The 11,974-nt window shown below is 47.4% G+C and carries 10 protein-coding genes; 2 read left to right on the forward strand and 8 right to left on the reverse strand.

Going from position 1 to position 11,974, the window contains the following annotated elements:
• From QUB30_RS00945 to QUB30_RS00970, 6 genes are all read right to left on the reverse strand, one after another.
• Positions 1-3,066 (reverse strand): DUF4347 domain-containing protein (locus tag QUB30_RS00945; protein WP_333327742.1); only part of this gene is annotated, 3,066 nt, incomplete at its 3' end.
• A gap of 314 nt (positions 3,067-3,380) precedes the next feature.
• Positions 3,381-4,163, reverse strand: coding sequence for a DsbA family protein (locus tag QUB30_RS00950; RefSeq protein ID WP_333327745.1), 783 nt, complete (start codon positions 4,161-4,163; stop codon positions 3,381-3,383).
• A 419-nt stretch (positions 4,164-4,582) separates the two neighbouring features.
• On the reverse strand, positions 4,583-5,095 hold the full coding sequence (locus tag QUB30_RS00955) for a hypothetical protein (protein WP_333327748.1): 513 nt from the start codon (positions 5,093-5,095) through the stop codon (positions 4,583-4,585).
• A 116-nt stretch (positions 5,096-5,211) separates the two neighbouring features.
• Positions 5,212-5,655, reverse strand: coding sequence for a hypothetical protein (locus QUB30_RS00960; RefSeq protein ID WP_333034603.1), 444 nt, complete (start codon positions 5,653-5,655; stop codon positions 5,212-5,214).
• Between the two features lie 78 nt (positions 5,656-5,733).
• The gene (locus tag QUB30_RS00965; protein ID WP_333131066.1) at positions 5,734-5,916 is read right to left on the reverse strand and encodes a CsbD family protein; all 183 of its coding nucleotides are present in this window, start codon (positions 5,914-5,916) and stop codon (positions 5,734-5,736) included.
• Positions 5,917-6,242: 326 nt separating this feature from the next.
• Positions 6,243-6,449 carry a hypothetical protein gene (locus tag QUB30_RS00970; RefSeq protein ID WP_333327751.1) on the reverse strand — a complete coding sequence of 69 codons (207 nt, stop codon included), beginning with the start codon at positions 6,447-6,449 and terminating at the stop codon, positions 6,243-6,245.
• 284 nt (positions 6,450-6,733) lie between these two features.
• On the opposite strand from QUB30_RS00970, the gene QUB30_RS00975 reads away from it, so the two are divergent.
• Together QUB30_RS00975 and urtA are read left to right on the forward strand one after the other, a co-directional pair.
• On the forward strand, positions 6,734-6,862 hold the full coding sequence (locus QUB30_RS00975) for a hypothetical protein (protein WP_333327754.1): 129 nt from the start codon (positions 6,734-6,736) through the stop codon (positions 6,860-6,862).
• Positions 6,863-7,016: 154 nt separating this feature from the next.
• Positions 7,017-9,944 carry an urea ABC transporter substrate-binding protein gene (urtA, locus tag QUB30_RS00980; RefSeq protein ID WP_333327758.1) on the forward strand — a complete coding sequence of 976 codons (2,928 nt, stop codon included), beginning with the start codon at positions 7,017-7,019 and terminating at the stop codon, positions 9,942-9,944.
• A 555-nt stretch (positions 9,945-10,499) separates the two neighbouring features.
• On the opposite strand, the gene QUB30_RS00985 is transcribed toward urtA, so the two are convergent.
• Positions 10,500-11,192, reverse strand: a complete 693-nt coding sequence (locus tag QUB30_RS00985) for a histidine phosphatase family protein (RefSeq protein WP_333327761.1) — start codon at positions 11,190-11,192, stop codon at positions 10,500-10,502.
• A gap of 294 nt (positions 11,193-11,486) precedes the next feature.
• Entirely contained in the window at positions 11,487-11,969 is a 483-nt protein-coding gene (locus QUB30_RS00990; protein WP_333327764.1) for a hypothetical protein, read from the reverse strand.
• Positions 11,970-11,974: the final 5 nt, after the last annotated feature.

An 11,974-nucleotide genomic window follows, 5' to 3' on the forward strand; every position in this document is an offset into this window, starting at 1 on the left:
CGGAGTCGGAGTCGGAGTTTCTGTTGGAGTTGGTGTCGGTGTCGGAGTTGGCGTCGGCGTCGGAGTTGGCGTCGGCGTCGGCGTCGGTGTCGGAGTTGGCGTCGGCGTCGGCGTCGGTGTCGGAGTTGGTGACTCCAAGTCGTCATTTACGATCGTACCTATGCCCGTCGCTTTAGTAATAGTCGCATTGACAGCGGTGCTGAGGTTGACGTTAAATGTTTCGTCAGTTTCAAACTTAGAATCGCCGTTGACAGCAACAGTAATAGTTTTTGTCGTGTCCCCGGCATTGAAGGTGACGCTGCCTGCGGCCGCCGCGTAATCGCTATCAGCAGTGTTAGCAGTAACGTCTGACGTGGCGTAATTGACGGTGACGGGCAAGCTAGAAGCTGCTGATAGGGAGACGGCAAAGTTGGCGCTAACAGTGCCGGTATTTCCTTCGGTAACAACTACATCACCGATCGAGATAGGAGTATCATCATTGGTGATGGTAGCAGTGGCGGTGCTGGTGGTGACAGTCGAACTTTCCGGCGCTGGGGTCAAATTTGGGTTGCTGAGGGTGACGGTAATTGTCTCGTCAGGTTCAACTGCGGTTTCGCCCAAGACATCCACAGCAATAGTTTTAGTTGTTTCGTTGGCGGCAAAGGCGATCGTCCCGGAGGCGCTAGTAGCCCCCGCAGCATTGATAATATTGTAGTCTTCGCTGTTGGTCGCGGTACCAGCGATCGCATAATTTACTGTACTCGCTACCCCCGTGCCGCCGCTGCGAGTGACGGTGAAAGTGACGGGTTGAGTGCCGGAGTTGCCTTCTGTTAAGGAACCTGTGGCTGGATTTGTGAGTGCGATCGCATAAGAAATCGGGTCGTTGGCGGGTATAGTTAGGGTAGTTTGGTTAGTAGTTCCAGCAACGGCATTAATAATAGTACCGAAGTTGAAAACGGCTGTTTCATCATTTTCTGGGATGTCATCAGGATTGATAGTAACAGTGAGATTTTGGGTAAGGGCTGCACCACTGCTACCAGCATTAAAAGTGATAGAGCCAGGGGTAAAAGTGTAGTCAGAACCTGCGCCTTGGGTAGCCGTACCTGTGTTAACTAATGGTACGGTGACATTGGCAAGGGGAGTAGCGCTGAGAGTGACTGGGATAGTAACAGTATTAGCAGCAATTCCTTCTGTACCTGAGAAAGTGGGAGCACCAAAGTTAACTAGAATGTCGGGATATTCATAAGCACCAATGTCAACGATGCCGTTGCCGATGCGGGCAAAACCAGCACCTCGTTGATCGTTAGTTGAAACACCAGTGTTGTTGCCTGCGTTGAATGCTGGACTACCTGAGAGTAAGGCGCGAGTAAACGTGAGGCCGCCGTTATTAGCTAAAGCATCAAGTAATGGATCGATCTGGCTGCCAGCAGTGCCTACTTTATCGTTATTCGTGCCATTGGTAAACCCTGTACTGCCAGTGCTGTTGCCAATTAAGTTATTGCCTTGACTGACGAATTGCCCTGAAACGTCGGGATGTATGGTTCCGGCTGCTGTGTTATCAATGTTGGCAGCGATGATGGTATTTTTGACGTTAACTGTGCCGGCTTGCCTGAAGATTCCGCCGCCATTGTCATTAGCTTGGTTGTTATTATCGGCATCGGCGGTGTTGTTAGCGATCGTGCTATTGTTAATAGTTAATATGCTGCCACCGGGTTTGAAAATGGCACCGCCTTCAGCGTTTGCTGTGTTGCCAGAAAAGGTGCTGTTGGTGATGTTTGTGTTGGACGGGCTGCCGTCATAAATGGCACCCCCGCCTGCGAAAACGTTGGTGTCGCTAGCTTTATTAGCGGAGAAAGTGCTGCCCGAAATATCTAGATTGCCCTCTGTATAAATAGCGCCGCCGCCTTGGGATGTCACTTCGTTGTTGGTGAAGTTGCTGTTAGTGACTGTCATGGTGGCTTGGTTTCTGATCGCACCGCCGCCAAATCCGGTTGCTTTGTTGTTAGTGAGGGTGCTGTTGCTGACTGTCACCGTGCCATTATTGTTATAGATAGCGCCGCCACTCAGGGCCGTGTTTGTAGTAAATGTACTGTTGGTGACAGTTACGGTTCCACCTTCGGTTCTGATACCGCCGCCGCTGTTAGCTGCTACGTTAGTGTCGAAAGTGACATTGTTAACATTAACTGTGCCGCCGTTGTTAAAGATGCCGCCGCCTTGGTCGTCACCAGCGATTATCCCGTTAGCGTTACCATTTTTAATTGATAAATCGGAGATGTTGAAGGTGATGCCTGCGGCTGTGACGTGGAAAGCGCGATCGATTGTAGCGGCGTTAATTGTTGTGGCTTGACTTGCGCCTGTAATGGTGAGGTTTTTAGTGATGTCGAGGTCGCCTGTAGCACCTAAGTTTTCGCCTGTCCCCGCGATCGCTAGGTTATAGTTGCCAACAGGCAGAATGATGCTGTCGCCAGCCGCAGAGTAACGAATGGCTTCGCGCAAAGAGATGCCGCTACCTCCGCCTAAGATGCCATTATCTTCGTCGGTAGTGGTGGTGACGTTGATGGTAGGTAAAACACGATCGTAACTTGCCATCGCCTCTTGGGTGAATGCCAAAGGTGTCTCAATCGAACCAATTGTTACTTCTAAATCCCAGTCACCGCCTAATGCAGCACTTCCTGTCAGGTTTTTGGAAGCGGCGATGTCTGCACCTGTGAGTTGATTGAGGCGTTGCAAAAACGATCGCCCCGCTATCGGTGGGGCGATTTCTGCCGCCACGTTGCAACCGTACAGGAGGATATCGGCGTTAGGGGCTAATGCCTTTTTCCACTGCCCAAGTCGATCGCCATATTCGTCTAGGTTGTCAGAATTTAGCTGAATTGACCCCAGTTGCAAATTTCCAGGCCCGCCGTGAGAAACAATGTGAACGGCGGAAATATCCGTGTAGCTAGCTAATAACTCTGTAATTTGCTCGACTCCATCCCCCGCCCGATCGAGTATAAAAATCTCTTTCCTTGGTTCGGCGCTTGGTGCAAGGCTTTGATAATCTTCAACGGTTGGGTCAATGACAACTATTTGCGTAATTTTTTCCATGATCGATTTTCCTCGTAGATGCAAGGGAAATGGAGCTTAAAAGCCGCGATCGTCTTGCCAAAAGAATTCAAATTAATATTGACAAATAATCATTTGAATCCACTAGCTACGTTTGGGAAAGCTTGTAAAAGGCAAGATATAATATTTAAGTCATAAGCAGCTTAGAGTCTTACTAAGACAACACTTAGAGCAAATTTGTTCCCCATCGTAAAAAGTAGTCAGTAAATAGAGCGATCGACCCGATCGCGCATTCGAGCCCCGACTTCTTTAAGAAATCGGGGCTCTGGGCGTTCTGTTTTTTCAGGTGGGCTTACTTATTTGGAGATACTAGCGAGAATGCTTTCCATCTCAGAAAGCTCGATCGCCCCGGAGAAAGTTTTACCGTTCATAATAAAGAAGGGAGTCCCTTGAATGCCCAGTTGTTGAGCGAGTTGCACGTCTTTGGCAATGGCGGCTTCGGCAGCGGGGCTGTTGCGATCGGTGTTGAATTTATCTAATTTTAGATTGAGCTTTTGGGCGATGGATGCGTACAATGGTTCGCCTAACTGTTTCTGCCCTTCAAACAAAGCGCTGTAATATTCCCAGAATTTGCCCTGCTGCCCAGCAGCCCAAGCTGCTTTAGCTGCTGGCAGCGCTTGAGGGTGAATTGAAGTCAAGGGTAAATGCTTGTAAGCTAAAGTAACTTTGTCCTGGTGTTTTGCCATAAACTGCTTGACAGTATCGTGAGCGCGCGCGCAAAACGGACATTGAAAGTCAGAGAATTCTAAAAGTACAATCTGCTGCGAAGCTGAACCCGTGCTGGGAGAATCCCCAATCGCAGATTTGGGATTAGTTTTCATCTCCTGCAAAAATGATTCCTGCGCTGCTTTGAGAGACTGCTGCTGCTGTTGCTGGTACGCTTGTACCGAATCTAAAATTGCTTGCGGATTTTCGCGGATAATCTGCAAGACTTGCTCTTTCAACTTGGGATCGACTGAATTGCCAGCCGCTGACTGTGCGGGGGAACAACCGATAAATACCAGGCAACCTGCCAGGAGTGCAGCCAAGCAGAAGGCTTGCTGGCTGCGGAGTTTTCGCCAAATAGTGGATACGTTCATCTTTTTTTCTCATTCACGGCAACACTTAATCGTACATTTAATTTTGCGGAGTGTCAGGTATACCGCACTTTACTGTTGTGCAGCTATTTTTAGCTTTAAGCAATAATTAGTAATTCGTAATCGGTAATTGGCAAGGTTTTTTACTTACCCGAACAGCTAAGATCCCAATAATTAAGATTTAAACACTCTGGATTTAGTATTATAATCTTATGTTCCGTCGAAGGACTGCCATCAAAGATGTTTGTAGTGAGGACTAAAGTTTGAGTGAGTTTTATGATGACTAAAATCCTTCCTAAAAACGCGATCGCGGTTATTTTACTACAGGACTACATATAAAAGATAAAAGGGCGATCGCCCGGGCGATCGTCCTTTTATTTGCTGCACGTAGTATCAGCTTTGAAACTTGTGTGAGTCCGAGACTATTTGCGGTTGTTGAGCCATTTAGCAGCAACTATTCCCAAAATACCCGCCACAATTGGATTTCCCAAAAACTTCATCAAACTCGGCTGTTCTGCCAGCACTTCTCGGAAAATATCCGGGTGATTGTGATAGGTAAACGAGGCAAGCTTGGTAACATCGTCAGCATTCATCCGGCTGGCGTGGTGGGTAGAAAGTCCTAGCTGCTTTTCTAATTGCCGATCGTCCAATCCTCTCTTGCCTAAATGCTTGAAGAATTCCCGGGCCACGTCGTCGCGTTCGTTTGGCTTAATTTGGGCGATCGCCTTTTGCAATTCCGGTTCCAACTGCGCCGGCGGGAGGGAGTCGTGATTCAGAGAACGCCCGAATAATTGTTTGCGCTGATCGGGCGAAGTTCTCTGAGCAAAATCGTCAAAATTTTCGTACTCTTCACCGGTTGTCTCCGGCATTATTTCTCGATTTCCTTGGGCCAAATCGCTCATGATTTGACGCTTGTAATTATCGCTGCTACTCATGATAAATCTCTTCCTATCTACACAACTGTTCTGTGTCTACTTGAGATTGTTTCGGCTTCAAAAAACTGCGAAATATTAAACCGCCGCGCCCCTACCATTCAAGCTGGCTAACCAGGTCAAGACTTGTATTCAATTTGATTTGATTGCTGGTCGTACTTAGCCGTCAAAATCAGTTTTTTGTCAGGAGCATAAACCAAAACACTTACATCCTGATTTGGGAAATTGCGGTGAAAACCTTGTGCTAAAGATTTCGCCAAATCTTTCACTTCAGTCGGGCGGACTTGCGGAGTAATTACAACGCCCAATTTGTTATTGTCGCGAACGTAAGCATCCTGAACCAGGCCCTTAGCCGTTTTTGTTACCCATTGACCAAAATCTTGACCTGCGGCGGTATTGCCACGTTCTAGCTGCGCGTAATAACCCTGACTGCCGCCAATTGCTACAGGTACATCAGTCGGTTTTTGGGTTGAAACGCTGGGCGCGCAGGCAGTCGTAATAGCCAGCATTAAAACCAAGAGTAAGCCCGCAATTATTTTGCGACTCTGCTGCAATAAACTCACCTTTTTTTCCTCCGTTCAAAAAACATTTGGAATACTTGAAAGGGTCAGGTTGCTCGACCCTTTCAATTAGTATTAGGCTTAGTCTAGTTTCTTTTTGAGCTCATCTTTTACATCTTCGATCGCGTGACCAGCTTCAGCTTTTGCCTGCTTGGCTTTGCCTTCTGCTTTATCCTTCGGGTCGCCAGTAACATTGCCTAGGGCTTCTTGAGCTTTGCCTGCGATGTTGTCGCCAGTAGCCTTTGCTCTATCTTCAGTGCTCATTGGTTTCTCCCTATCTGTATCTAATTTGACGTTTTTTACTTAATAAACTCATCATAGGTAACTAGGAGCTGCGTTGCACTCTACCTCTAGGAAGAAAGAATGAATAAAAGATGAAGAGGGAAGATGGAAGAGTTATTTTTCAGTCTTGGACAGACTGCCACTTTCATACTTACCGGTTTTTTTTACCGTTGTTGCTGGCTGCAATGAAGTATTTATGTGAAAAAAAAATTTTTTAAATTATAATTTTTTTATTTAATTCTGCCTTCAAAAAGCGGGTGTGGACAAGACCGCATCTTACCCACACCCTAAAAAAATTCGTATTAGTTTTAATCAACCTTGTGATGACATTCTGTATCTATTTTGTGCTGAAGTTCTTCTTTCAACTGATCCACAGCCCGCATAGTTTGAGCATCTTTTTGTTTGTGTTCACAGAGGGCTTTTTCTGTTTCTTCGCCCAGCAATGTTTCCTTTGATTTTGGTAGCGTTACTTGAGTATCGCTGCCAGTGTGGGTCGCGTTTTCTTCAATACTCATTTGTCTTGACCCTATTGTTGGTAAAAGTTATTTTTAACAAGGCTAGTTACAACTTAACCTTATATTTAAGATAACGCTAATCACGAAGCCTTCCCTCTGCCTGAAGATAGATAGGGACTGGGTAATATTTTGTAACTTTAAACTAAGAGAAATTAAGGAGACTTCCATCTGCCGGAAGAAAGATATGGGAAAGGGATGAGTTCGTGAGTGTGTGAAATTCTTGATGACTCACAAGGCTATCCCGTGAATGAGTTGGGGAGAGGGGAGGAGCGGGAGGGCGGGGGATGGGGAGAATTTTTCTGCGGCGCGATCGCATTAAGTGGCAAATTTTGTTGGATGAGGCTCTTTCGACATCCGTAAAAGATGAAGAGAGAAATAGGCGACAGGTTAGTGCAGACTTAAGTCAGATGTAGCAGTTTGACCGTTAAAATCAACAGGGTGCAGCAATTGGCAAGTATGGTGGCGATCGGGTTAAATAATCTGCTAAACAAGAGTTAGCATCAAGGCTAATTTTCTGCGGAATCGAACTAAAATTTCTGTTATTAGTAATAAATTATCTAAAAACTTATGGGAGCAACGAGCAGTAACCCCCTCGAAACAGCCGGCCCGACTCGTGAGCCGATCAAAATAGGCGTTTTGCATTCGCTGACGGGCACGATGTCCATCAGCGAAATTTCTGTGAAAGACGCAACGCTGTTGGCTGTTGAGGAAATTAATGCGGCGGGAGGGGTACTCGGACGCCCCTTGGCAGCGGTTATAGAAGATGGAGCCAGCGATTTGCAGACTTTTGCTCAAAAAGCTAAGCAATTGCTCTTAGAAGCTCAGGTGGCGGTGGTATTTGGCTGTTGGACTTCGGCGAGCCGCAAGGCTGTACTGCCGATTTTTGAGCACGGCAGAGGGTTGCTGTTCTATCCGGTGCAGTATGAAGGGCTAGAACAGTGTCCGAATATTTTCTACACTGGTGCTGCCCCGAACCAACAGATTGTGCCTGGGGTGAATTACTTGCTGGCACAGGGGAAGCGGAAAATTTTCCTGTTGGGTTCGGACTATATCTTTCCCCGGACGGCAAATCGGATTGTGAAAGCTCAACTGGCGGCACTGGGGGGAGAGTTGGCGGGAGAAGTGTATCTGCCGCTGGGTTCTAAGGAAGTGGGCGAGGCGATCGCACATATTTTAGCAGTGAAACCTGATGCTATTGTCAACACTCTCAACGGCGACAGCAATGTGGCATTTTTCCAAAAGCTGCGGGAAGCTGGCTTGAAACCTGAGGATTTTCCGGTGATGTCGGTCAGCATAGCAGAAGAGGAAGTGCGGGCGATCGGGCCGTCCAATATTGCCGGACATTTGGTGGTTTGGAACTATTTTCAAACGGTGGATACACCGGAAAACCGTAAATTTGTCAAGGCTTATAAAGCCCGATACGGGGAAAATCGAGTCACGGATGACCCGATCGAAGCGGCTTATTTGGGCGTTTACCTGTGGAAGCAAGCAGTAGAAAAAGCTGGTTCGACAGATGTGCTTAAAGTCAGGGCGGCAGCTAAAAATATCGAGTTTGCAGCGCCGTCGGGCAAGGTAAAAATAGATGCCCAAACGCAGCATATCTGGAAAACAGTGCGGATTGGTAAGGTGAGGTTGGACGGTCAAATTGAGGAGATTTGGAATTCGGGTGTACCGGTGCAGCCAGATCCTTTTCTCAAGGGCTGTGCTTGGGCGGCGGCACTTGCTCCGAGGCCGATTTCTCTGGGAACTCGGGCGTCTTTGAGCGGGCTGTTTGTCATCTTGGTACTGATAACTTGGATGGCGGTGGGAGTGGGGTGGATGGGTTCTGTGGAGATGAAGAACTATTTGCTGACAATAGAGGCTGCCTCAGGTTCGGCGGCGGGGGTTTCCGAGGCAGCAATGGTGGTGCTGGTGCAGCAAACTCTCTTTGTGGCGAGCCGCACTCAGCACTGGCTGATGGGGGCTTTGGTTTTGAGTTTGATCGCGGGGATAGTGGCTTTTGTGTCGGTGTCGGCAATTATTCGGAATCTCGGCTTGCTGCGGGAAACTGCCGAACAGATGGCCAGCGGTGATTTGACGGCTCGATCGCCGGTGGTTTCTAATGACGCGATCGGCGTGCTATCTTCTACTCTCAATACAATGGCTCAGCAAATTAGCAGTTTGCTCAACGGTTTGGAAGTGCGACAGCGGCAGCTAGAGGAACGATCTCGCGAATTGGAAGTTGCTAAGAACGCTGCTGAAGCTGCCAACCGGGCGAAAAGCACTTTTTTGGCAAATATGACTCATGAGTTGCGGACGCCCTTGAATGCGATTATCGGCTACAGCGAGCTGCTGCAAGAAGAGGCTCTGGAACTCGGCGAAGAAGAGTTTGTGATGGATTTGGCAAGCATTAATATGGCAGGCAAGCAGTTGCTCACCATTATTAGTGACATCCTGGATATTTCTAAAATTGAAGCAGGAAAGGTGACTCTTTTCTTGGAGACTTTTGAGGTGTGGGATTTGATCGAGGAGGTTGTCACTACTGTTCAACCGACGCTAGGGAAAAATGGCAATACTTTGATCGTCAATTGCGATCGCAATATTGGCACGATCTACTCCGATTCGTCGAAGCTGCGGCAAGCGCTGTTGAATTTGGCGAGCAATGCTGCTAAGTTTACCGAGCGAGGCAAAATTACGATTAATGTTTGGAAAGAAGAAGGAGAAGTTTTGCCGATCGACAATTCCGAAGAACTCTCGGCAGATCCTTCTCGGTGTCAAAAGCCTTCGATCGTGTTTCAAGTCACCGATACCGGCATAGGCATGACTGAGGATCAGGTGTCAAGGCTGTTCGGAGCTTTCACCCAAGCGGACGATTCTACTACCCGCAGGTATGGCGGCACCGGTTTGGGGCTGACAATTAGCCGGAAGTTTTGCCAGATGATGGGCGGGGATATTACGCTTGAGAGCAAGTTTGATTGCGGTTCTACTTTTACGATCCGCTTGCCGATTGAGGTTAAAAGCCAGAAAGAAGTTGCGCCCGATCGAGAAATCGCAGAAATCCAGGCCGAGTCTTCTCTAGAGTTAGAGACGCGTGCAGCGGCGACAGCAGTGAAGCAAAAAGAAGTGCGATCCCCAGCGCTGGATCTGCCCGATGCTGCTACTGTGCTAGTGATTGACGACGATCCGGACGCCCGGGATTTGATCGCCCGGTGCTTGTCGAAACAGGGATTTCGGGTGCGATCGTCGGCTAGCGGTCAAGCGGGGCTTCTGTTGGCTAAGGAGTTGCTGCCGGATGCGATTACTCTGGACGTGATGATGCCGAGTATGAACGGCTGGGCGGTGCTGTCGGCGTTGAAAGCCGATCCGGATTTGACTGATATTCCGGTGATTATGTTGACTTTTTTGGACGACAAAAATCAGGGTTTGGAATTGGGAGCTGCGGAATATTTGGAGAAGCCTTTAGATTACAAGCGCTTTGCTGCTTTATTGAGCAAATATCAGGGTCTGGGGAAGTAGTTATTAGTCCATAGTCAATAGTCCTTAGAACTCTGAAATCTCAAAGGTGAACTGTTAAATTTTGTGAACTATTAACATTTATAGCAACTGCGAAGACGCTGAGGACGTTATTAATTGTTGAAATTATTGCTTGGATAGTTTTCTGCAGAAGGCCTTCTGCTATAAGTATTACCACTTACAAAAAAAAAATCAATAATATTTAATCGAGATCCTGCCAACGGCTCAGATACTGTTGTTGTAACTAAAAAGTGAGATTTTGTGGATTGAGTAGTTCGCTTTGGCAGCGAACTCAAATTCTTTGGCTAACCTGTGACCGCATTAGGAATAGAGATTTGCAGCGCTTTTGCGATCGTGCTTTTCCTGACCCAGTTGAGCTATTTAACAATGGCGAAAGGATTCTTGGCGTTGCTGAATCACGGTATGAAAATAGATAAGTTGGAAATTCCGAAGATGTTCTGACGCGCTTGTTTCATTTTTTGCAGATTGAGTCGTTCATACCATAAATCAGCAACGCCACTCTGGCGTTGGTTGAGCCATGGTTCCAGTGAAGGTAGGTTACGAAGGTCGATCGCCTGCATCGCTCGCCACAGTTGCATCGGGTGCTGCCGATTCTAGCTCCGGTGGCAGATGATTGGTAATGAAGGAACTCCAATGAGCTATCCCACCTGAATCAAATTGCATCTGCAAAATTGACGCATTCGGTACTCGAAATCCTCGCGAAAATCCCAAAAGCCGATTCATCGCAACGGCATCAATTACCGTTGGGTTAGCCAAAATCTGCCACAGCATTGCTTTGATAAAAAATCCATGTGAAAAGACAACTACAAAACCGGATTGTTGTTGTAACTGGTTCAGGGTACTTCGGACTCGTTCCATCAGTTGAACCAACGATTCGGCGTTGGTTCCATCGACATATTCAGGGTCGCAGCGGTCCCAGTAAGCTTTGCTCAGAGGTTTGCGATCCATGATTGTGGTTGGTTGGTCGAACTGTAGGCCCAGATAGGTAAATTCCTGAACTTGCCAAACCTCAACGGGTGTATGTGGAAATTGTTCAATCAATGGTTGAGCAGTGAGTTGTGTTCTCAGATAAGGTGAAGTCACAATCAAGTCTGGAGTTTGTTTAACGGCGGTTGGAATACATCTTGATTGTCGGTAGCCCAATTCACTTAAGGCATTTTCATGGGATCCAATAGTTGCAAACCCTGCATTGGATTGACTTTGACCATGACGAATAATCCAGATAGACACCGTTTGATATTCCCTCTCATTTAATGGGTAAAAATCTCTTCGCGTTGCTGAATCACGGTAGGAAAATATATAAGTTGGAAATTCCGAAGATGTTCTGACGCGCTTGTTTCATTTTTTGCAGATTGAGTCATTCATACCATAAACCAGCAACGCCGATTGTTAAAAATTGCAGGATTAAATAAATCACTTTAGACGATTCAATTGCTCGATCGCCTTTGTCAAGAACTTCTCTAAAAAAGCTTAATTAGTCATTAGTTAACAGCGAAAAACTAATAACTAATGACCAATGACTAACTAATCTAAGAAGCCCATTAATGTCGAGCTATCGTCAATTTCATTTGAGGCAATGGGGCGGTTTCCTCCCATTGTGGAGTAAACTTCATCAATGTGAAGAGTGCTGATTGCAATAGGGCGAGCACCGGACATACTGAACATTTCACTGACTTGCATGGCGCTGGAGCCGATCGGGCGATTGCCGAGTGTAGCAACCACTTCAAAGTCGCTGGATTCGACCGGGCGATTGCCTACAGTGCCGTAGGTTTCGCTGAGGTGCAGGGTGCTAGTGCCGATCGGGCGGTTCCCCGAAATCGAGACGGTCTCGCTGATGGTAAAATCGTCCGGGCCGACGGGGCGGTTGTCATGCATGAGTTGCGGCCGATAAAGTTGGATTCCTGTTGCTTTGGCATCCGTGGGTTCTGTCGCTTGGCTTTTGGAACCGCCTTTGCCGCGGCGGGCGATCGCTTTGCTTTTGCTTGTACCTGTACTGCTGGTATCCATAATTC

The organism is Microcoleus sp. BROC3 (genome assembly GCF_036702515.1).
In the GTDB taxonomy this organism is placed as follows: domain Bacteria; phylum Cyanobacteriota; class Cyanobacteriia; order Cyanobacteriales; family Microcoleaceae; genus Microcoleus.

Coding starts and splice junctions, on each gene's coding strand:
- urtA (WP_333327758.1), top strand. CDS start 7,017: ATGGGAGCAACGAGCAGTAACCCCCTCGAAACAGCCGGCCCGACTCGT.
- QUB30_RS00970 (WP_333327751.1), bottom strand. CDS start 6,449: ATGAGTATTGAAGAAAACGCGACCCACACTGGCAGCGATACTCAAGTA.
- QUB30_RS00955 (WP_333327748.1), bottom strand. CDS start 5,095: ATGAGTAGCAGCGATAATTACAAGCGTCAAATCATGAGCGATTTGGCC.
- QUB30_RS00950 (WP_333327745.1), bottom strand. CDS start 4,163: ATGAACGTATCCACTATTTGGCGAAAACTCCGCAGCCAGCAAGCCTTC.
- QUB30_RS00990 (WP_333327764.1), bottom strand. CDS start 11,969: ATGGATACCAGCAGTACAGGTACAAGCAAAAGCAAAGCGATCGCCCGC.
- QUB30_RS00965 (WP_333131066.1), bottom strand. CDS start 5,916: ATGAGCACTGAAGATAGAGCAAAGGCTACTGGCGACAACATCGCAGGC.
- QUB30_RS00975 (WP_333327754.1), top strand. CDS start 6,734: ATGGGGAGAATTTTTCTGCGGCGCGATCGCATTAAGTGGCAAATTTTG.